General features: G+C 52.7%; 20 protein-coding genes. 9 read left to right on the top strand and 11 right to left on the bottom strand.

Translation table 11 applies throughout. The features are described from left to right. Positions 1-275: 275 nt before the first annotated feature. Complete coding sequence (ykgO, locus tag VFA_RS21590) at positions 276-401, bottom strand: type B 50S ribosomal protein L36 (protein WP_038152722.1); 126 nt, start codon at positions 399-401, stop codon at positions 276-278. Then, on the bottom strand, positions 402-659 hold the full coding sequence (locus VFA_RS21595; RefSeq protein ID WP_004729223.1) for a type B 50S ribosomal protein L31: 258 nt from the start codon (positions 657-659) through the stop codon (positions 402-404). Positions 660-898: 239 nt separating this feature from the next. Here VFA_RS21595 and tsaA point away from each other — a divergent pair, with 239 nt between their 5' ends. The 5 genes from tsaA (at position 899) to VFA_RS21620 (ending at position 4,713) form a co-directional block, all read left to right on the top strand. Next, the gene (gene tsaA, locus VFA_RS21600; RefSeq protein ID WP_004729226.1) at positions 899-1,594 is read left to right on the top strand and encodes a tRNA (N6-threonylcarbamoyladenosine(37)-N6)-methyltransferase TrmO; all 696 of its coding nucleotides are present in this window, start codon (positions 899-901) and stop codon (positions 1,592-1,594) included. A 146-nt stretch (positions 1,595-1,740) separates the two neighbouring features. Continuing rightward, complete coding sequence (locus tag VFA_RS21605; RefSeq protein ID WP_038152724.1) at positions 1,741-3,456, top strand: proline--tRNA ligase; 1,716 nt, start codon at positions 1,741-1,743, stop codon at positions 3,454-3,456. 107 nt (positions 3,457-3,563) lie between these two features. Then, positions 3,564-4,211 carry a tellurite resistance TerB family protein gene (locus tag VFA_RS21610; RefSeq protein ID WP_004729230.1) on the top strand — a complete coding sequence of 216 codons (648 nt, stop codon included), beginning with the start codon at positions 3,564-3,566 and terminating at the stop codon, positions 4,209-4,211. Between the two features lie 104 nt (positions 4,212-4,315). Then, positions 4,316-4,519, top strand: a complete 204-nt coding sequence (locus VFA_RS21615) for a YaeP family protein (RefSeq protein WP_004729231.1) — start codon at positions 4,316-4,318, stop codon at positions 4,517-4,519. A gap of 2 nt (positions 4,520-4,521) precedes the next feature. Then, a complete protein-coding gene (locus VFA_RS21620; RefSeq protein ID WP_004729232.1) occupies positions 4,522-4,713 on the top strand; it encodes a DUF4250 domain-containing protein in 192 nt (63 codons plus the stop codon). Positions 4,714-4,844: 131 nt separating this feature from the next. Here the strand turns inward: VFA_RS21620 and VFA_RS21625 are convergent, their stop codons facing one another. Both VFA_RS21625 and purL read right to left on the bottom strand, forming a co-directional pair. Further along, positions 4,845-6,701 carry an NADPH-dependent glutamate synthase small subunit gene (locus VFA_RS21625; RefSeq protein ID WP_004729234.1) on the bottom strand — a complete coding sequence of 619 codons (1,857 nt, stop codon included), beginning with the start codon at positions 6,699-6,701 and terminating at the stop codon, positions 4,845-4,847. A 425-nt stretch (positions 6,702-7,126) separates the two neighbouring features. Beyond that, positions 7,127-11,050, bottom strand: a complete 3,924-nt coding sequence (purL, locus tag VFA_RS21630; RefSeq protein ID WP_004729235.1) for a phosphoribosylformylglycinamidine synthase — start codon at positions 11,048-11,050, stop codon at positions 7,127-7,129. A gap of 307 nt (positions 11,051-11,357) precedes the next feature. Between purL and mltF the strand changes: the two genes are divergently transcribed. Further along, positions 11,358-12,917: a membrane-bound lytic murein transglycosylase MltF gene (gene mltF, locus VFA_RS21635; protein WP_004729238.1), complete on the top strand. Its 1,560-nt coding sequence runs from the start codon at positions 11,358-11,360 to the stop codon at positions 12,915-12,917. 299 nt (positions 12,918-13,216) lie between these two features. Then, on the top strand, positions 13,217-13,348 hold the full coding sequence (locus VFA_RS24190; RefSeq protein WP_004729240.1) for a hypothetical protein: 132 nt from the start codon (positions 13,217-13,219) through the stop codon (positions 13,346-13,348). A 183-nt stretch (positions 13,349-13,531) separates the two neighbouring features. Here VFA_RS24190 and tadA read toward each other — a convergent pair whose 3' ends face one another. Further along, positions 13,532-14,101: a tRNA adenosine(34) deaminase TadA gene (tadA, locus tag VFA_RS21640; RefSeq protein ID WP_004729243.1), complete on the bottom strand. Its 570-nt coding sequence runs from the start codon at positions 14,099-14,101 to the stop codon at positions 13,532-13,534. Positions 14,102-14,128: 27 nt separating this feature from the next. Next, the gene (locus VFA_RS21645) at positions 14,129-15,016 is read right to left on the bottom strand and encodes a LysR family transcriptional regulator (protein WP_004729245.1); all 888 of its coding nucleotides are present in this window, start codon (positions 15,014-15,016) and stop codon (positions 14,129-14,131) included. A 163-nt stretch (positions 15,017-15,179) separates the two neighbouring features. On the opposite strand from VFA_RS21645, the gene VFA_RS21650 reads away from it, so the two are divergent. Next, the gene (locus tag VFA_RS21650) at positions 15,180-16,310 is read left to right on the top strand and encodes an S-(hydroxymethyl)glutathione dehydrogenase/class III alcohol dehydrogenase (RefSeq protein ID WP_004729246.1); all 1,131 of its coding nucleotides are present in this window, start codon (positions 15,180-15,182) and stop codon (positions 16,308-16,310) included. A 107-nt stretch (positions 16,311-16,417) separates the two neighbouring features. Next, positions 16,418-17,263 (top strand): S-formylglutathione hydrolase, encoded by an 846-nt coding sequence (gene fghA / locus VFA_RS21655; protein WP_004729248.1) that lies wholly within the window; start codon positions 16,418-16,420, stop codon positions 17,261-17,263. Positions 17,264-17,324: 61 nt separating this feature from the next. Here fghA and VFA_RS21660 read toward each other — a convergent pair whose 3' ends face one another. From VFA_RS21660 to VFA_RS21680, 5 genes are all read right to left on the bottom strand, one after another. Next, on the bottom strand, positions 17,325-18,884 hold the full coding sequence (locus VFA_RS21660) for an AbgT family transporter (RefSeq protein WP_038152727.1): 1,560 nt from the start codon (positions 18,882-18,884) through the stop codon (positions 17,325-17,327). A gap of 293 nt (positions 18,885-19,177) precedes the next feature. Beyond that, a complete protein-coding gene (locus VFA_RS21665; RefSeq protein WP_004729251.1) occupies positions 19,178-19,594 on the bottom strand; it encodes a type IV pilus modification PilV family protein in 417 nt (138 codons plus the stop codon). Further along, a complete protein-coding gene (locus VFA_RS21670) occupies positions 19,584-20,912 on the bottom strand; it encodes a hypothetical protein (protein WP_004729253.1) in 1,329 nt (442 codons plus the stop codon). Before VFA_RS21670 ends, VFA_RS21665 begins: the two co-directional genes overlap by 11 nt. Continuing rightward, positions 20,909-21,550 (bottom strand): PilW family protein, encoded by a 642-nt coding sequence (locus VFA_RS21675; RefSeq protein ID WP_004729255.1) that lies wholly within the window; start codon positions 21,548-21,550, stop codon positions 20,909-20,911. The genes VFA_RS21670 and VFA_RS21675 overlap by 4 nt, the downstream gene beginning before the upstream one ends. Continuing rightward, positions 21,528-22,037, bottom strand: a complete 510-nt coding sequence (locus VFA_RS21680) for a GspH/FimT family pseudopilin (RefSeq protein ID WP_004729256.1) — start codon at positions 22,035-22,037, stop codon at positions 21,528-21,530. Before VFA_RS21680 ends, VFA_RS21675 begins: the two co-directional genes overlap by 23 nt. Positions 22,038-22,113: the final 76 nt, after the last annotated feature.

Genomic DNA, 22,113 nt, shown 5'->3' on the forward strand with positions numbered 1-22,113 from the left:
TAAAAAAGGGCTTTTTTGGTGCAGGTTGGTTTATTGAAGCAGATGAACTCATCCGTTCCCTCCTTGTAGTAATTCCTGAGCAAATGTGACGAAAATGTCAAAAGCTGGCGCAGAGTACTTGAGGAAGGGAACAGATTAAAATCACAAATGTTACAAATGATTTCAAAACAAGAATAATGTAACGTAAACAAGCTAATTAATCAGATTATAAAACCATTAACAACACATAAGATAAAATAATATCAATGGACGCCATTATTAAATATGCCAATCACTTAGCGTTGCACGGCTTTAAACCTCGGATTAGTTTTGCAAATGACATACAAACGCCCGCGACGCTTGACGATCTGGCAATCTGGATGGCGATTTTTTGCGCTTTTGAGTGAACTCAGTACTTTCATTTATTGCTCCTTCGCCCCAAAACGGGAAAAACGACGATTGAAGTTAGCGATTCGGCCCTCTTGCTGTACCGCTCGCTGTTTACCGGTGTAAAACGAATGCGATTCCGACGACACATCGATCGCCATGTAGGGATAGGTTTTACCTTGCCATTCGATGGTTTGATCGGTTTGCAGCGCAGAACCAATCACAAAATAGTGATCGATGCTGGTGTCGTGAAACACCACCGGTCGATAGTTCGGATGAATGCCTGCTTTCATACTTTTCTCCTTGGTTGAATTGTTATGTTATAACATTTTAAATAATAGTAATTCTCACCTATGCGGTTTTGCAAGCGATTTGTCGAGAGGAATATGCTATTTTTTGCCAAGTTCATCGGCATACCAGCCCTCCGCTTCGGTAAAACAGCCACTTAGCGCGCTGGTACGATGTGATTTTTTTTCGGCGCGTGACGCGCAAAATTTGCCGCCCATCATTGGTCGGCGTGAAGTAGGAAGTTATGCACACCATCGATCCGATTGCGGTTATCGAAAGCCCGTATCAAGAGAAGTTTGCCGTGCCCCGTCAGCCACGTTTGGTACCGAGCGCCCGTGCCCGCGTCAAACTGTTGGGCGAAATCAACTGCCCAGAAGCCGTGCGCGGCATTGAGCAATTCAGCCATCTGTGGTTGTTGTTCTTGTTTGATCAGAACCTGCAAGCGGGCTGGAAACCGACCGTACGCCCGCCGCGTCTCGGAGGCAATGAGCGTATTGGGGTGTTGGCTTCACGCTCAACATTTCGCCCCAATGGCATTGGCATGTCCGCGGTTGCCTTGCGTGGCGTCAGCAAACAGGGCGATCAGATCTATCTCGATCTCGGCAGCGTCGATCTGGTGAATGGCACACCGATCATCGACATCAAACCGTATATTCCCTACGCCGATGCCATTGCTGATGCGCAAGGCGGCTATGCTGAAGCCGAGCCAGAGCTCGCGCAAGTGACCTTTTCCCCGGCCGCGCTAGAGGTGTTGCATCGCTCGCCTCATGGCGTAGAGCAGCAAGCCGTGATTCACGAAGTGCTGGCCCAAGATCCACGTCCGGCGTACAAAAAAAACAAACCGGACATGAAGGAATATGCGGTCAATTTGTACGATTTGAACGTGAAATTCACGGTGAACGGTAACTTAGTGACAGTGACCGCAATAGAACGCTTTTGACAAAAGCAATAGGCTGATATTATGAGCCGCTAATTTATTTTTAGTCGCGACCGATACCCTTGTGAATCCATTCAGCGGCCCAAAAGGCCAACTTGAACACTCCAAGGCGTTGCGATTCCTTAAAACTTTGAAAAACGGATACTTAAATGCGTACCAGTAACTATCTTCTTTCTACTCTGAAGGAGACTCCAAACGACGCAGAAATCGTGAGCCACCAGCTCATGCTACGTGCAGGTATGATCCGTAAGCTAGCCTCAGGTCTTTACACCTGGCTACCTACTGGTCTGCGCGTATTGCGTAAAGTCGAAAACATCGTTCGTCAAGAAATCGATCGCGCAGGTGCTATCGAAACGTTGATGCCCGTTGTTCAGCCGTTTGAACTTTGGGAAGAGACAGGGCGCAGCGAGAAGATGGGCCCTGAGCTGCTTCGCTTTACTGACCGTCACGTTCGTCCGTTTGTTCTTAGCCCAACAGCAGAAGAAGTGATTACTGCGCTCGTACGTAACGAAGTGAGCTCTTACAAACAGTTGCCGCTGAACCTGTACCAAATCCAAACCAAATTCCGTGATGAACGCCGCCCACGTTTCGGCGTGATGCGTGCTCGTGAATTCTCCATGATGGATGCGTACAGCTTCGACCTTGACAAGCAAGGCCTGCAAAAATCTTACGACGCCATGCATGCTGCTTACTGCAAAGCATTTGATCGCATGGGTCTGGATTACCGCCCAGTGCTGGCAGACAGCGGCGCGATCGGTGGTAACGGTTCGCAAGAATTCCACGTCCTCGCGGAAAGCGGCGAAGATTTGATCGTGTTCTCAACAGAATCCGATTACGCGGCCAACATCGAAAAAGCAGAAGCCTTAGCGCCAGCCGCTGCAGCCGATGCACCAACCCAAGCGATGACGCTGGTTGATACGCCAAACGCGAAAACCATCGCAGAATTGGTTGAGCAACACGGTCTACCAATCGAGAAAACCGTTAAAACCCTGTTTGTGAAAGCGTCTGACGAGGTCGATGCTGCGATCATTGCGTTGATCGTACGCGGTGACCACGAACTGAACGAAATCAAAGCAGAAAATCTGCCTGAAGTGGCCGCGCCGCTAGAAATGGCTGGCGAAGAAGAAATTCGCGCCCTAATCGGTGCAGGCCCTGGCTCACTGGGTCCTGTCGGTCTGGAACTGCCATTCATCGTGGACCGCACTGTCGCGGTCATGAGCGACTTTGGCGCTGGCGCCAACATCGACGGCAAACACTACTTCGGCATCAACTGGGGTCGTGACGTCGCGCTGGGTAAAGTGGCTGACCTACGTAACGTCGTGGAAGGCGATCCAAGCCCATGTGGCAAAGGTACCCTGATGCTAAAACGTGGCATCGAAGTGGGTCACATCTTCCAACTGGGCACCAACTACTCTGAAAAAATGAACTGTAGCGTGCTTGGTCCAGACGGCAAAAACGTGATTCTGGAAATGGGCTGTTACGGCATCGGTGTTTCACGTGTGGTTGCTGCAGCGATTGAACAGAACAACGACAAATACGGCATCATCTGGCCAGATGCGATTGCACCGTTCCAAGTGGCGATCGTGCCAATGAACATGCACAAATCAGAGCGCGTTCAACAAGCAGCAGAAAAACTGTACGCTGAATTGAGTGCCGCTGGCATCGACGTACTGTTTGATGATCGTAAAGAACGCCCAGGCGTGATGTTCTCAGATATGGAGCTGATCGGTGTTCCTCACACCATCGTGATCGGTGACCGCAGCATGGACGAAGGCAACTTCGAATACAAAAACCGTCGCAACGGTGAAAAAACTGCGATTGCCATCGACCAGATCGTTGAGCACATCAAAGCGCAACTGGCTTAATCGCCAACTGAGTTTGAAAAGCTGCCTTCGGGCAGCTTTTTTTATGCGATTAATCGTGGGTTCATCTGCCCCTTTCTAGACTGTCTAGACACTCAAGGAGGTGACTTATGGATCTGAAAGCGTTACTCAATCAAGCGCTGAATTCAGAATGGGGGCAAAAAGGCACCCAGCGCGCGCAATCCCTCACCCGCAATAAAAGCACACTCGCCACGTTCGGCGCCGGCGCACTTGGTGGCGGCCTGCTTGGCGTATTGATGGGCTCGAAGAAAAGCAAGAAGTTGGGCAAAAGCGCACTGAAAATCGGCGGCGCAGCGGCTTTGGGTGCCTTGGCGTACAAGGTATATAACGATTGGCAAGTCAAACAGCCAGCTTCTGCCCCTCCGGCGGCCACCTTCGATGAACACAATCCCCGCCATGAGTTACTGATCCTCAAAGCAATGATCGCGGCGGCCAAAGCCGACGGCCATGTCGATGAGCACGAAATGGCACACATCAATCAAGCTGTGCAGCAATTGGGCGCCGACGCTAGCGTACAAACCTTGATTGAGCTGGAATTGAAGAAACCGCTCGATCCGGCGGACATCGCCCGCCTCGCACAAACACCGGCTCAAGCCGCCGAACTCTACCTCGCATCGTGCTTAATCGTCGATGAGCAGAGCTTTATGGAAAAAGCGTACTTAAGCGAATTAGCGAAACAGCTTCGCTTGGACGACGCGCTGATCGCCGAACTCCATCAACAAGTCCGCGAAGAATAAATCGCCAATTGCACGCGGAATTTGCGCCAACGCAAACCGCAGTTTTGTCAGCGGGGAGCGGTGTGTGTATATTGGATGCAGAGACTTTTTTAGAGGATAAAATCATGCAAGTTTATGCGTGTTGTGATTTGGTGCGTGAGCTGTACGCACAAATTGGCAGTGGTGACCAAGGGTACGTGCCGCAGGCGATTTCTTGTGCCGTACGTGCGCTCAATGACATCGCCGCAGACACTTCCCTGCCCAAGGAAGCCCGCGAAAAAGCGGCGTTTGCCGCGGCGAACTTATTGATTTCTGATTTCGAGGACTAAACATGAATTTGGCGAACTTTGCCACCATGGATCCCGTGATGCTGATGAGCATCGTGAATATGAAGCTGCGTGATGACTTCGGCGGCGATCTGAACCAATTGGTGGCCTATTTTGAGATTGATCGTGCAGCGCTAGAAGCTCGCTTGGCGACGGCCGGGTTTGAGTTTTTGCCAGAAGCCGGCCAATTTCGTTAAGCGCGCTTTTCCACCAAGCCGCCCGATCCGCTCCCCAAGTTTCATCGAGCGGGGAAGCATCGAAACAGCAACGAGCCCGTCATGACGGGCTCGTTGTGTATTTAGACGCAGCACTTGCCGCCTTTCATGGCTCAGCTCAAATGCACGTCGTACTCGGTGGCATAGCAGCGCAATTTACACTGATTGCCCTCATGACAACCACAACTCATACAGCGCCGTGCCTCGTGGTATGCTTGCTCCGCGCTGAACCCAGTCTCAACTTCGGCGAACGAGGTCACCCGGCGCGCCATGTCGATTTCGGGCATTTTGGCGCGAAAGATCCCCTGCATCGCCCACTGATAATGCTGCGCTTTGACCGCATCACTGTTTCCGCGTGCCATGGTTTTCAAGCTCTCTTTCACGCGCTGCGCATGATCAGGGCGCACCAAATGTGCAGTGCGTGACGCATTGCGTGAGCGGAAAGAGCGCGTATACAAAGGCGCCATGTCACCACCGAGCGACGCATCAATGCTCTGCGCAGCCACGCGCGCATCGGCAATCGCTTCAATCGCCGTCGCCGGTCCGCGGCGCACATCACCAATCGCAAAAATATTCCCCACGCCTGAAAACATGGTGTGTTCATCCACGTCAATGGTGTTGTGGCGGCTGAGATTCAACGCCATCGCCTCGCCTTCTAAAAAGCGAGTATCGGTCTGCTGCGAGACAGCGGCAATCACCGTATCAAACGCCAATGTCTCCGTTTCGCCAGTTGGGGTTGGTGAACGTCGGCCGCTTGCATCGGGTTCACCCAAGGCCATTTTCTCTAACACCACCTGTTTGACTCGGCCATGTTCATCAGCGATGTTTTCAATCGGGTTGGTGAGGAAACGAAACGCGATGCCTTCATGCTCCGCTTCTTCGACTTCGTAAGGTTCAGCAGGCATGGCCTCCCGCGTGCGGCGATAAATTAACGTCACCTCTGCGCCACGACGCAACGCAGTGCGCGCACAGTCGATCGCCGTGTTCCCACCGCCAATCACGGCCACTTTCTTGCCCAGCGCCAGTTTACGCTCCAGCACATGGTCTTTTAGAAAATCCACGCCCAGAAAACACCCGGCCAAATCGCTGCCTGCATACGCCATCGCACTGGCTTGAGAAGCACCGACAGCCAAACAGACCGCGCTGTACTGCTGACTTAATGCCGACAACGTGAAGTCCTCGCCCAACACTTGGCCGGTATGCAGCGTCACCCCATGCTGACACAGCAACTCAATCTCTTGATCCAAAATGGCTTTCGGCAACCGAAACTCCGGAATACCGTAACGCAACCACCCGCCCGCTTGTGGCATGGCCTCAAAAATATCGACCTCATACCCTTCGCGACCAAGAAAATAACCGCAGCTCAGCCCACCCGGGCCAGCACCGACAATGGCGATTTTCTTCCCTTTGGCCGGTTTGCGTTCGGGCTGCAAGGATGGCGCCGCCGTAACATCGTAGTCGGCGGCATATCGTTTTAACTGGCGAATGGCTAGAGATTCATCCACATTGCGGCGCAAGCATTTGTGCTCGCAAAACGCCGGACACACGCGGCCTATCGACAGCGGCATGGGCAAGGTGTTTTTAATCACGTCGACAGCCTGTTGCAGCTCATTGTTGGCAATCAGAGACAGATACAACTGAACGTCGACTTTGGCTGGGCACGCCACCTGACATGGCGGCAGACTACAAGTGATATTGGGGTTATCCAACAACGTTTCGAGGCGATGTTTGCGGCGCAGCTCCAGTGCCGTGCTGTTGGTCGTCACCACCATTCCATCACGCGGCTTGCAGTCACGGGCGCTCACGATCCCTGCGCCGTCCACCTCGATGTCACACAAACCGCAATGGTGTTGAATGCCTTCCGAACCACATAAACAGGGAATGATCACGCCACACTGCTGCGCAGCAAGCCATAAGCTTTGATGGGGGTCAACGTGGCAAGGCTTTCCATTCAGGGTAATTAAGACCATAACAATCCTCAACTTAGACTGACAGTGGGAAATACAGCCGCAGTCCGTATCGACCTAGGGACTGATATGATTTTCGCGAGAACAAGAATCCTTTCTTTTCATCTTGGGATGGCTCCCTTTAGGCGTTATTTTTCGGTATTTCCCATCAACAACTGCATAGTGAGAGACATGATGTGATTTGCTATGCAGACTGAGACTCAAATTTTTTGATCCGATCATTCTTGCACAGCAAGGACGGATTACTTTGACTTTGCGCAAGAAAGTGAAATTCGCGAATTCGCCATGTAGAAGAAAAATTTTAACGTCTTGTTTATCAAGCAATAAAATTTCACATCAATTCATTCGCTCTCAAGGGAGGCCTGATAAATGGCATGCATAAAAAAGGCCCTGCCGAAGCAGAGCCTTTGTGTCGTCATGGTTTGGGATTAACCCAAGTTCTTACGCGCGTTTTGGAACATACGCATCCAAGCACCATTTTCGCCCCAGTGGTCTGGGTGCCATGAATTCGCCACAGTGCGGAAGACACGCTCTGGGTGCGGCATCATGATGGTGACACGGCCATCTTGTGTTGTCAGACCGGTAATCGCATTCGGTGAACCGTTCGGGTTGTTCGGGTATTGCTGCGTCGGCTGACCGAAGTTATCCACGAAACGCACGGCAACTGTACCAGATTGTTCAATCGCATTGAGGTGCGCTTCATCGCGAACTTCCACACGACCTTCACCGTGAGAGACCGCAATCGGCATACGCGAGCCCGCCATGCCATCGAAGAATACAGAATCCGACTTCTGCACTTCAACCAGACTAAAGCGCGCTTCAAAACGCTCCGATTCGTTGCGTACGAAACGTGGCCACAAATCTGCACCTGGGATCAGATCTTTCAGGTTAGACAACATTTGACAGCCGTTACACACACCCAGCGAGAAGGTGTCCTGACGGTTGAAGAACTGCTCGAACTGTTCGCGAGCCTGCACATTGAACAGCACCGATTTCGCCCAACCTTCACCCGCGCCCAGCACGTCACCGTAGGAGAAGCCACCACACGCGACCAGACCTTGGTAGGCATCCAGTACCGCTTGACCGGTCAGAATGTCGCTCATGTGAATGTCGACTGCGTCAAAGCCGGCGCGGTCAAAGGCTGCCGCCATTTCAACGTGTGAGTTCACGCCCTGCTCACGCAGAATCGCCATCTTCGGCTTCGCACCGGTATTGACCATAGGCGCAGCGATGTAAGGTGCCGCGACGTCTTCGTTGACATCAAAGCTCAGTGACACGTTCAGACCTGGGTCTGAGTTGTCTTTTTTCGCTGCAAATTCTTGATCGGCACACGCTGGGTTGTCGCGCATGGCTTGCATCTTGTGCGTCGTTTCCGCCCAGAGGGTACGCAGTTCGGTACGTGAACGTTGCAGAAGAACTTGTTCACCCGAAGTCACCACGAAGTCATCCGATGCGTCAACGTCACCAATCACGTGTGAACACGCTGCTAGGCCATGGGCCGCCAGTGTTGCCAAGACCGCATTCAGTTCATCGTTCTTAACCTGAATCACCGCGCCCAACTCTTCGTTGAACAGCGCCGCCAGTGCGTCATCACCCAAGGTTTCAATGTTGACTTTCACACCACAGTGACCCGCAAACGTCATTTCAGCCAGCGTGACAAACAGACCGCCGTCGCCTTTATCGTGGTAAGCCAACAGCTTGTCGTTGCGAACCAGCGTTTGCATCGCATCGAAGAAACCTTTCAGTTGCTCGGCGTTATCCACGTCAGCCGGCTTATCACCCAACTGCTTGTACACTTGCGCCAAAGCCGTCGCACCCAGACGATTCTGACCGTTACCCAGATCCACCAGCACCAGAGACGTTTCACCCAGTCCTTCCATGGTCGCTGGCGTACGTAGTTGTGGTGTGATGGTCTTACGCACATCTTCCACACGCGCAAACGCGGTAATGACGAGCGACAGCGGCGAAGTCACTTCTTTGTTTTCACCGTTCTCGTGCCACTTGGTCTTCATCGACATCGAGTCTTTACCAACCGGAATAGTCAGACCCAGCGCCGGACACAGCTCTTCACCGACAGCTTTCACCGCTTCGTACAGACCCGCATCTTCACCCGGGTGGCCGGCAGGAGACATCCAGTTCGCGGACAGTTTGATGTGTTTGATATCGCCGATATCGGTGGCCGCGATGTTGGTCAGTGACTCACCCACCGCCAGACGTGCCGATGCGCCGAAGTCGAGCAGAGCAACCGGCGTGCGCTCGCCCATTGACATCGCTTCACCGTGGTACGTGTCGTAGCTTGCAGCTGTGACCGCGCAGTTGGCCACAGGCACCTGCCAAGGACCCACCATCTGGTCACGCGCCACGAGACCCGTCACCGTGCGGTCACCGATGGTGATCAGGAAGGTTTTCTCCGCCACCGCCGGCAGACGCAGCACGCGATCCACCGCGTCATTGAGTTCGATACCGCTGCGGTCAATCGCCGGGCTGGTCACTTTCAGCGTGGTCGCTTCACGGTGCATTTTCGGCGGCTTGCCAAGCAGAATGTCCATCGGCATGTCGATTGGCGTGTTGTCGAAGTGGCTGTCTTCCAGCGTCAGATGACGCTCTTCCGTTGCCACCCCGACGACGGCATAAGGTGCGCGCTCACGCTGACAAATAGCATCAAATTCCGCCATGTGCTCCGGCGCAACCGCCAGTACATAACGCTCTTGCGATTCATTACACCAGATTTCCAGCGGGCTCATGCCCGGTTCATCGTTTGGCACGTCACGCAGTTGGAAAATACCACCGCGATCGCCATCGTTCACCAGCTCAGGTAGTGCGTTGGAGATGCCGCCCGCGCCCACATCGTGGATAAACGCAATCGGGTTGTCGTCGCCCATTTGCCAACAGCGGTCAATCACTTCCTGACAGCGGCGTTCCATTTCTGGGTTTTCACGCTGCACGGAAGCAAAATCCAAATCTTCTGCCGACTGACCCGACGCCATAGAAGACGCTGCGCCACCGCCCAGACCGATGTTCATCGCCGGACCGCCCAGCACGATCAGTTTCGCGCCAACCGGGATTTCTTTTTTCTGCACGTGTTCGTCACGAATGTTACCCATGCCGCCAGCAATCATGATGGGCTTGTGGTAACCGCGGATCTCTTCACCCGCGTGTGAGGTCACTTTCTCTTCATAAGTACGGAAGTAACCCAGCAGGTTTGGACGACCAAATTCGTTGTTAAATGCCGCGCCACCCAGCGGGCCTTCCAACATAATATCCAGCGCGCTCACGATGCGGCTGGGTTTACCAAAATCACTTTCCCAAGGCTGAACAAAGTCTGGAATACGCAGGTTCGAGACCGTAAAGCCAACCAGACCGGCTTTTGGCTTACCGCCGATACCGGTTGCGCCTTCATCACGAATTTCACCGCCGCTACCGGTTGAAGCACCCGGCCAAGGCGAAATTGCCGTTGGGTGGTTGTGCGTTTCCACTTTCATCAGAATGTGGGCATCTTCGTGGTGGTAAGTGTATTGACGTGAGTCCGGATCCGGGAAGAAACGGCCGACTTTCGAACCGGTCATGACCGCTGCGTTGTCTTTGTAGGCAGACAGCACGTGATCCGGCGTGGTTTCAAAGGTGCTCTTGATCATTTTGAACAGCGATTTGTCCTGATCAACACCGTCGATCGTCCAATCCGCATTGAAAATTTTGTGACGGCAGTGCTCAGAGTTCGCCTGAGCAAACATCATCAGCTCGATGTCATTGGGGTTGCGACCCAGCTTGATGAAACTCTCCACCAAGTAATCAATTTCATCTTCCGCCAGCGCAAGGCCAAGGGAAACGTTTGCTTCTTCTAGCGCAGCTCGGCCACCGGCCAGGATATCAACTTGCGTCAGCGGCGCTGGCTCAGCCACGCTAAACAGCGCTTGTGCCGCATCAAGTTCCGCAAACACCACTTCCATCATGCGATCGTGCAACAGAGCTTTCAGTGTCGTCACTTGCGCGTCCGTCAGCGCAGTTTCGCTCTCGACGTAGTACGCCGTGCCGCGTTCCAGACGTTTGATCGACGCCAGACCACAGTTGTGCGCAATATCAGTCGCTTTGGATGACCAAGGGGAAATGGTGCCCGGACGAGGCGTGACCAGCAGGAGGAATCCCTGAGGTTCATGTTCTTGAATGGTTGGACCGTAAGTCAGCAGCTTCTCTAACTTTTCCAGTTCCTGGCTGTCCAAGTCTGCTTTGAGATCTGCAAAGTGCATGAACTCAGCATAGATGCCAGTTACAGGCAGGTGTTGTTCACGACAAGTTTCAAGTAGTTTGTTTACACGAAACTCGGAAAGAGCTGGGGAGCCACGCAAAATTCTCATGTGCTTAGGTCTCTATATACAAGTGATTAAGATGTAATTGGAATAAATTCATATAAATAACAGCAATTTATATGGTCATTTGCGAACTTATACCGATTTCACCTCTCCATTGCGTGCGCATTATAGATGATTTTTTTTTGTGACGTAACACTAAAAGCAACCGTTTGCGTCATTTTTTTCGTTAAATTTGAATTACAACTCATTTGCTCAAAGATTCAACAACACGCCTCACATGCAGCCGCAAAACTTTGCCAAGTGTGTGGGGTTTGATATAAAGACACTACTTGATGTAAGAGATCCCGAATTAATGACCAAGCTTTCTTTCGCTGCTGCGAGTCGCGCCCTCTTTTTGGCTGCGCTGGCTCTACTGCTTGCTGGGTGCCAAATCGACTCTGAGCCGAAAAGTGAACTCGAGCAAATCCGCGCGCGCGGTGTCTTGCGTGTCGGCACCCTCAACAACCAACTCTCCTATTACATCGGTCCAGACGGCCCCTCGGGTCTGGACTACGAACTGGCGCGTGAATTTGCCCGTGAGCTGGGCGTCAAACTCGAAATGAAGCCGGCTTACCGATTGTCGAGCCTGTTTCCCGCGCTGAAAAATGGCGAAATCGACATCATTGCCGCCGGTTTAAGCCAATCCGAACAGCGATTGAAAGATTACCGAGCGGGTCCGGCTTACTACTACGTGTCACAGCAAGTGGTGTACAAAAAAGGCCAATGGCGCCCACGCAATATCGAACAACTGATCGCCAAACAGGATGAACTGTATTTGGAAAGCGGCGACGCGCCGATTTTCAGTGTGGTCAACGATTCCCATTTTGAAAACACCCTCGACTCGTTGAAAAGCACGTATCCGGAATTCCGCTATTACGTTGATAACAATGCTGATGTCAACGACCTACTCAAGTTGGTTTCTCAAGGCGAACTCAAATTCACCATGGCCGATTCAGTGGAAATTTCCCTGTCACAACGCATCTATCCCGACATCGCCACCGCATTTGAGATGACCGAAGATCAGCCAATCTCGTGGTTTATGCGCCGCTCTGATGATGAAAGCCTGTATGCGATGATGATTGAATTTTTCGGCAATCTGAAACAGTCCGGCAGCCTCGCGTCTCTGGAAGAGAAATACATTGGTCATATCGGCACCTTTGATTATGTCGACACACGCGCCTTTATTCGCGCGCTCGATTCCCGTTTGCCAAAATGGATGCCTCTATTCCAAAAATATTCGGAAGAGTTTGACTGGCGCCTGATTGCGGCCTTGGCGTATCAAGAATCGCACTGGAATCCGAATGCCAAATCACCCACTGGGGTGCGCGGCATGATGATGCTGACGCTTCCTACCGCGCGCAGCGTGGATGTCACCAACCGCCTGAATCCAGAGCAATCGGTGCGTGGCGGGGTGGAATATCTGCGCCGCATGATGGAACGCATTCCTGATTCGATTCCCGATCACGAGAAAATCTGGTTTGCGCTGGCATCGTACAACGTCGGCTACGGCCATATGATGGATGCCCGCCGCCTGACCAAACTGCAAGGCGGTTCGCCGGATGCGTGGGCGGACGTGAAAGATCGTCTGCCGCAGTTGCGTCAGAAAAAATACTTCACGCAAACGCGCTACGGCTACGCGCGAGGTGATGAAGCGCTGTCGTACGTGGAAAACATTCGTCGTTACTATCAGAGCATCATCGGCCACATGGAACAAAAACAGGTGACCAGTGTGGATTCAGGCACCGATGATCTACTGGTGATCACGCCAGAAGAGGAGATCATCGACGACAATAGCGATCTTGATGAGTCACTGGCGTCGAGCGAAGAAACCGTGTCCTCGGCCAGTTCAGCGCAAAATGTGAGCAATAAATAACCACTTGATTTTCAGTTGGGAAACCCAAAGATAGATGTGTGAACTTGATCGCTTGCGTGATTTCTCAAAGCAGTGACAATCAAGTGCAATCAAAACACGATAAGCTGTTATTTTTTTGGGTTCCCTGCTGAAGAACATCCTCACGCACGATGATGCGCTGGGATGACAGACCCAACAGAACGGACGTATTCAACCCACTGGACAGACGACATCTGGTCGCTGACCGCAAAGGAGAAGGCGGCCCTCTGTTCGGTCCGGAAAGGGGTTCTTCTTTGTCGTCCGTTGTAGGAGGGTGTTTTATGCTGAAACGTAAACGGCACTCAAAACTCCTAAGTAAAGCCGTCTCAGCCAACCGTCGCCGCCGTATGCTCGCCAATACCAAGAAAAAAGTGCTGGCTCGCCATCGTGCGTTCGTACAGTTATCGGACTGAAACATTCACGCGGCAAACATCTACCTCATGGGGATGTTTGCTCATCGTTGCCATTCCTCGTTACCTTATTTCCTCGTTGATCCATTTACTCGTGACCCATGACGCGTTGACCGAGCGTTGGTTTCGCTGCCCGCTCACCTTTCACGCCGCATCGTCACGCAGCACGGGGTCGATCTCGATGGGTTACTGCGCGTCGTCTTGATTCTGAGCAGAACCGGGGTGACACGAATCATCTTGAGCCGCCCGTAATTTCTCGGCCTCTTTTCGCGCTTTGATCTCTTTGCGGCGTCGTTGGAAAAATGCCTGTAACTGCTGGCGACACTCGTCTTCCAGCAAGCCTTTCTCCACCGTGGCGTAGTGATAAGCCGCTTGGCTGCTAAACAGGTCGAGCACCGTACCGGCCGCGCCCGCTTTGAGATCTGGCGCGCCATACACAATCCGTTTCACGCGGCTGTGCAGCAACGCCCCTGCGCACATCGGGCATGGCTCTAAGGTCACGTACAGCGTGGTCTCTAGCAGGCGATAGTTGTGCAGCGCTTCGCCTGCTTGACGCAAGACCTGAATTTCAGCATGCGCGGTGGCATCGCAAGCGCCAATCGAACGGTTCCACCCTTCGGCAATGATGTGACCATCTTTCACCAGCACCGCACCGACGGGCACTTCCCCTTCCGCTTCAGCTTGCTCGGCCAGCGCCATCGCGCGGCGCATGAATTGTTCATCTTCGGGAGAAAATGGGGCGCGTGTGTCTGTCATGGAAACCTCATTCAATTGGGGGCGGCATTATAACGGCATCGACGGCGCAGATAAATGCTGGGCCAGATAATCCACCAGCAGGCGCACTTTGGGCGACAAGTGGCGGTTTTGCGGATAGAGCGCCCACACCCCTTCCCGCTCATCGCGATAGGCGGGCAACACTTCGACCAAACGGCCGCTGGCCAAATGCGCTTCCACGTAATAATCCGGCAATTGCACCAATCCCATGTCTTTGAGCGCCGCATCAAGTAGCACCACGCCACTGGCGCAATGCACACGGCCGCGCACGCGAATGGCACGCGACTGCTGATTCTCTTTAAACCGCCAGTGATCGTGAGTGCCCACCAAACAGCTGTGTTGCGTCAATTCAGACAAAGTATGAGGCGTGCCGTATTGCGCCAGATAGTGCGGCGTGGCACACACGTACAGGTTGCGATTGCTCAAGCGGCGCGCGATGAAGCTGGAATCACCCAACTGCCCCAAGCGCACGGCCACATCCACGCCTTGCTCAATCAAATCGAGTTTTTGGTTGGTGAGCACAAACTCCAATTCCAATTGAGGATGCTGCAATAGAAAGTCATGCAGTAGCGGCGCGATTTTCTGCTCGCCATACGTCACCGGCGCGGTCACTTTGAGTTTGCCTTTGGGCGTTTGTTGCATCTGCGTGACTGTCAGTTCGGCCTGTTCCAACCCTTCGAGCAACGCGCGACATTGTTGGTAATACACCTGCCCCGCTTCCGTCAACGACACTTTGCGCGTGGTGCGCAGCAGTAATTTTACCCCCAAACGCTCTTCCAGCAGTGCGATGCGGCGGCTGACATTTGCCACCGACGTCGCCAAGCGCTGCGCTGCGCGCGTAAAGCTACCCGTTTCGGCAACGGCCACAAACTCGCTTACCCCTTCCCAACTTGCCATATCGCCTCATTCACTGCGTTATTATTACAATATCGTAAAAGTTATTCTCATTTTGACTCAATTATCACGCAGAGTAAAAGGACTATACTGAAACTCTTGGTAGAAAGCGCATTCAACGGCCTTTCTTCACACGAACCCTGTATCAATCAAAAGGAACCACTTCATGTCTCAAGACAAATTCATCAAATCTCGCGCCGCCGTCGCTTGGGGCCCGAATCAACCCCTGAAAATGGAAGAAGTCGACGTCATGCTGCCGCGCAAAGGCGAAGTGCTGGTGCGCATCGTGGCTACGGGCGTGTGTCACACCGACGCGTTTACCCTGTCGGGCGATGATCCAGAAGGCGTCTTTCCAGCGATCTTGGGTCACGAAGGTGGCGGCATCGTGGAAATGGTTGGCGAAGGTGTGACCAGCGTGGCCGTAGGCGATCACGTCATTCCACTGTACACCGCTGAATGTGGTGAGTGTAAATTCTGTAAATCCGGCAAAACCAACCTGTGTAGCGCCGTGCGCGCCACCCAAGGCAAAGGTTTGATGCCAGACGGCACCACACGTTTCTACAAAGATGGTGAGCCAATTTTCCACTACATGGGCTGCTCAACCTTCTCTGAATACACCGTGCTGCCAGAAATTTCACTGGCGAAAGTGAACAAAGAAGCACCATTAGAAGAGATTTGCCTATTGGGTTGTGGCGTCACCACGGGAATGGGCGCGGTCATGAACACCGCCAAAGTGAAAGAAGGCGACACCGTGGCGATCTTTGGTCTGGGCGGCATCGGCCTGTCTGCGATCATTGGCGCACGCATGGCGGGCGCAAGCCGCATCATCGGCGTTGATATCAACGAAAGCAAATTCGAGCTGGCCAAACAACTGGGCGCGACCGATTGCATTAACCCACAGAAATTCGACCAACCGATTCAAGACGTGATCGTCGAGATGACCGACGGCGGCGTGGATTTCTCATTTGAATGTATCGGCAACGTCAACGTGATGCGCCAAGCGCTGGAATGCTGTCATAAAGGTTGGGGCGAATCCGTCATCATCGGTGTAGCCGGTGCAGGCCAGGAAATCTCAACCCGTCCATTCCAATTGGTAACCGGCCGCGTATGGCGTGGTAGTGCTTTTGGCGGCGTGAAAGGTCGCTCACAGTTGCCGGGCATCGTGGAACAATACATGGCTGGAGAGTTCGGCCTGCAAGAGTTCATCACGCACACCATGCCACTGGAGCAAATCAACGACGCATTTGATTTGATGCACAAAGGCGAAAGCATTCGCACGGTCATCCATTTCAAATAATCGCTCACCCCATTAATGCGGGGCAAACCACATCACGTTGACGCAGTTGCCTTACGCGGCAGCGTCAACGGTTTGAGTGACCGTTTGTCCCCCATCAAGGAGTCTTCATGAGTTTAACCCACCTGACGCAGGCAAAAGTCTTTGATGGCTGGCACAAGCAGTACCAGCATTCGTCGGACGTGCTGAACTGTGACATGCGGTTTGCGATTTATCTGCCACCGCAAGCCTCCGCCAGCGCCCCAGTGCCCGTGCTGTACTGGTTATCGGGACTGACCTGCACCGATGAAAACTTTATGCAGAAAGCGGCCGCGTTTCAAAAAGCGGCAGAGCTTGGCATCGCGATCGTCGCACCGGATACCAGCCCGCGTGGCGACCATGTACCGGATGATGCGCAGGGCGCGTACGACTTTGGCTTGGGCGCAGGCTTTTACCTCAACGCGACGCAGGAGCCGTGGTCGGCCAACTACCAAATGTATAGCTACATCGTAGATGAGTTGCCGCAATTAATTGAAGCGCACTTTCCAGTCAATCAACGTAAAGCGATTGCTGGTCACAGCATGGGCGGCCATGGCGCGCTGACCATTGGCGCGAAAAACCAGAACCACTACACCTCGATCTCAGCGTTCAGCCCTATCTGTCACCCGATGGCAGTGCCATGGGGCCAGAAAGCATTTCGTCATTATCTCGGCGACGACAAATCAGCGTGGGCGCAGTACGACGCGGTCGAACTGTTTCAGTCGCATGCTGTACGCACGCCGATTTTGATTGATCAGGGCGAAGCGGATAGCTTCCTGCACGAGCAGCTCCAACCGGAAACCTTGGCCCAAGTCGCCAAGGAGAAAGGCCTTGATCTCACCCTGCGCATGCAGCCCGGTTACGATCATAGCTACTTCTTCATTCAGAGCTTTATCGGCGAACATTTGGCATTTCACGCGCAATACCTCAAGGCGTAAATCGCCGGCATTCAACGTCAAAAAGCCCGCAATTGCGGGCTTTTTTTGTACCGATGATGGATTAAAGCGTGTACGTGTACGGCGCTTGGATGCCCATAGGAATCCCCATCGCCCAATACGCCAATAGGAACAGCGTCCAACCAATCAACATCGCGATCGAGAATGGCATCATCAAAGAGGCTAATGTGCCGATCCCGGTCGACTTCACGTAGCGTTGGCAGTACACCACCACCAGCGGGAAGAACACCATCAACGGAGAAATGATGTTCGACACGGAGTCACCCACGCGGTACGCCGCTTGAGACAACTCAGGAGAAATTCCCACCGCCATCAGCATTGGCACCAAAATAGGCCCAATCAGCGCCCACTTCGCCGACGCTGACCCGACCAATAGGTTCACCATCGCAGTCAGTAAAATCATGCCGACAATGGTCGCTTCACCCGGAAGATTCAGAGTTTTCAGCCCTTCAGCACCGTACAGCGCCAGCATTGTACCAATGTTGGATTGACCAAAAGCAGACAGGAACTGCGCGCAGAAAAACGACATCACAATGTACGCGCCCATGGTCGACATGGTGCCCGACATCGCCTTGATCACATCATTGCTGTTTTTAAACGTGCCGGACACACGGCCATAGACGATGCCAGGAATGATAAACAGAATGAAAATCAGCGGCACGATCGACTTCATGATTGGTGCTGAAAACGCCGTAATTTCACCGTCTGGAGAGCGCAGCGCTGAGTTTTCTGGCCACAAGGCCGCGACCAAAAGTGCAATACCCAGCAACATCGCGCTGCCTGCGTAACGAAAAGCTTTTGATTCGATGGCGCTAAACGAGCCTAAATCTGGCGCGTCTTCGGCATCCTCATCCACGGGCATGCGTTTCAGGCGCGGTTCAATCACGCGCTCAGTCACATACCAGCCAATGGCCACGATGATGATCGACGACAGACCCGTGAAGAAGATGTTCGCCAGCGGGTTCACTTGATACGTCGCGTCCAGTACCTGCGCTGACGTTTGAGTAAAGCCTGCGAGCAGCGGGTCGATCCCCGACGGAATAAAGTTGGCAGAAAAACCACCCGAGACACCGGCAAATGCCGCCGCAATGCCCGCCAAAGGATGACGTCCGGCAGCGTGGAAGATGATACCGCCCAATGGAATCACCAACACATACCCCGCATCAGCGGCGGTATGCGACACGATGGCCACCAAGATCAGCATCGGCGTCAGCAGTTTCGCCGGCGTGTAGTTGAGCATTTTCTTCAGGCCCGTGGTAATAAAGCCTGAGGAATCCGCAACGCCAACTCCAAGCATGGCGACCAGAACAATGCCAAGCGGAGCAAAACTGGTAAAGGTGCTCACCATGTTGGCGAGAAAATGAGCCAGTGATTGCCCGGTCAACAAGTTGTTGATCTCAAGGACTTCACCCGTGCGTGGGTTCACCAGATCAAAACTGACATTCGACAGCAGTGCAGAGGCAACCCAAACGATCACCAACGCCCAGAAAAACAGAATCGCCGGGTCTGGGATTTTATTGCCGGCACGTTCGATAAAATTAAGAAAACCATCCATGCGACTCGAATTCGCCGGTGGTGTAGAGTTTACGGCTTGGTTACTCATCAGTAACTCCTGACAGATGTTGTTGCTTACGGCCTTAGTAATAGATGTCGGCTTGGCCTGCCCACGTCACACGATTCGTGTGTGCATGCGATCCATTCACACGCGAACATATAACGCTACTAAGCATTCTATTAGACCGCCCTTCAACAAGCACAAAATTCCAAACCGATTGAAACATCTAGAGACACATTTTGTATATTAGCTATATTTTAGCAACATAATTCACACAGCAGCTCAGCAAATGAGAAAACAAAATGCTAAAAAAGTGGCCAAAATCAATCTATCGAAAAGAGTTATTGATGGTATTGATTGTATCGTGATACGGCAGTTTGCAGCTCAATGCTTTGTGACTGGCCTTGTCGATCTAACCAAGACGCCGTGATGACAACCGTTTTTAACGAACCCGACACCGTCGCAGCCGGCACCTGCCAGCTCAGCGCGTATCCTGGGTGAGAGAAGTCCTCTCCGCTGACAATATCAGTGTCAAAATCAGCGTGCACCCATGACGGTGAAGCCGAAGAGGCACCGTGGGTACGAAACCATTCCAGTTGCTGCTCTGCAAGGTTAAGCGCCTGCACGCTGTGCAGCGCAAAATCAGCGCGCTGCTCAATATACGCTTGCAGTTTCACTAATCCCAATGCCCCCACGCCGATCAAGACAAACGCGATCATCACTTCAATCAAACTAAATCCCCGGTGTTTACTGCCCATGCCACGATCCTTGTTGCCATTTGAATTGACGAATTTTATTGAGCGGCACCTCGATCGCATCACGGTTAAACGTGAAGTTCATCGACGCCGTGAACACCGCATACGTACCCGGCGCATCCATTACATAGCCTCCGGTGGGGAAAAACGCACCATTTTGAAAATACGCGGTGTTTGACACCGACACGGCCGGCACAACATCGGGATCGTGATCCACTACACCCGCAAGGTTTGTGGTTTGGGTCGTATTGAGCGACTTCCACGCATCTTCACTGGGTGTGAAATCCGGCGAGCCATCATCAGCGGCCGAGATAAAGTGATAAATCATGCCTTTGAACGTGAGTGAACCATGCGTCGATAGCAAGCCGTTGTGCACCACCAGAATCACACCGTCCAACGTTGAACTAGCCCCATCAATGGCCGTACTGACCGCTTCGAGGTCATCACCATCCATGTGACAACTGCCATATATCCACAAGAGATCGTGACCAGCACTAATCTGCTGCGCAATTTTATCGCCACAGTCACTCACGATCTCGGGAGTGGGAAGCGCACTTTGATCCATCAGCATTTGACCATTTCCGTCAACTAAACTCTCATTGGCAATTTTTTGAAAATGACGATCGGCCATCACTTCAAACCAATCACTGCGCGGCGCACCAAATAAGTCTTCAAATGGGGTTTGACCGCTATCTTTGACAAAATCACGTTTCAGCCCTGTGGGCGTCGAAGCCCCTGTCGCAGTGAGTTCAGTCAGATAATCAGGGTGGCAAGATTGTCCAAGTGGATACCCTTCATAAGGCAAATCCGAATTCAACAAGCCATCATTTTTTAGGGCACCATTCACCAGAAAATCTTGGCTGTAACGCAACATGGTGCAGCCCCATTGACTCTCCCCCAGACTCAAGCCAGGGTCGGGGCGCATCGCCAACCCGCCTGCAAAGTAGAGATTGGAGGTCGCTTTCAACACGCCAGAGGCCGGCGCTGGATAACGAATCGTTTTACTCAGTTGGCTGTAGCCATAGGTTGCGGTGACGGCCAACTGCCCCGGTGCGGGCGTGTGATACCCAAAGGCCACGTCGGGACAATCGACATAACTGGTGGCCGATGGCAACACGCGCTGAGTCTGCGTCAGACTATACACACACTCCAATCCACCTTCGGCGCGCCAAAATTGTTGTTTGGCTTTGACTTCGTTCTGCGCACGTTTGATTTGGAAAAACAGATGTTTATACATGCCGAGCGTCACCACTAGCGCCACCGACAGGAGAATCGATGTCAGTAGCAGTGTGGCAACACCGCGTTGAGAATGGTTTATCATTGCCAGTTCCTCTGCTGAATGTGAAAGGAAAGGGATTGGCTGACGCTGGGATTCTGAGTTAAAGCTGCCGTGAGTGAAACCGTGGTCACGGCGCCACTCACGCGGTCGGAAACTAACGTGTCGGTGCGTGCGCTAAACGCCATAACGGAGATCTGGCGCGCATCAAACAGGGAATAACAATTCCCGCTAAATCCAGAATCTGCTGCTGACGCCACACTCAATGGTACGGGCTGCTGTTTTTCACACAGTTTCAACTCCGTCGTGCCGCCTGCGGCACTTTGCTGACGATAGACCACATTGCGATACGCTGATGATGCACCAGACATCACCTGATAGACGTAACCCAGCAGAGGCGGCGCCGCTTCGGTGTGTACGATACGAGTGGCACCAGACAGCAAGACCGATTTGCGCTGCACGCCACCGTAACCGGCTTGATACAGATCTTCTTTCATCACTTGCAACACGTTGGTCATGTTTTGCAGCAACAAAATTTCCTGACTGCGTTGCGCGGCACTGCGCTGGCTGGAGATAAACACCGAACCGACAATGCCAAGCGCCATCGCACCAACCAGTGCTGCAATCATAAACTCAATCAGCGACGCGCCGCCAAGGCGCCTAGTTGCATTTCGGATAGCCATACACCGCTCCTTGTTCACCGCACACGATAATGCGGCTGGCACCAAATGACGTGCTGAGTTTCAATTGCTGAGTGGCATCGGCGACAGGCGAAAAAAACAGACTGCCGTTTTTGACCTTGCCGCGCACGCCATCAAATTTCACTTGATCGGAGGTGAAATCCGACGTGACCTTGATATGACGAAACGGCTGCCCACTCATCACCAGCAGCGCGCTGCCCGCGCTCACCGAATCACTGTCGTTGAGGATGATTTGCCATAATCCGGTGCTAGATGGATTGCTATCCATCACGATGTGTGCCCATAAATCCTGATTCCGAAACACCGCTTCGGATTTGGCTTGCTGTAGGAAGCCTTGCAATTCAGACGCTAAGGTTTGCATCTGATGTTGCTGCGAAAAGCGCTGAAAATTTGGCGCAGCAAAGACCAACATCGCCGACAACACCGCCACCGTGATCAGCAGTTCCAATAAAGTAAACCCGCGAACCATTTCCCAAAACCTTTTGCAAACAATGAGATGAATGTGAATCAACTTGCACCGATGCTAGCAGTATCCACAATAGAGG

This window comes from Vibrio furnissii CIP 102972 (assembly GCF_000176175.1).
Classification (GTDB): domain Bacteria; phylum Pseudomonadota; class Gammaproteobacteria; order Enterobacterales; family Vibrionaceae; genus Vibrio; species Vibrio furnissii.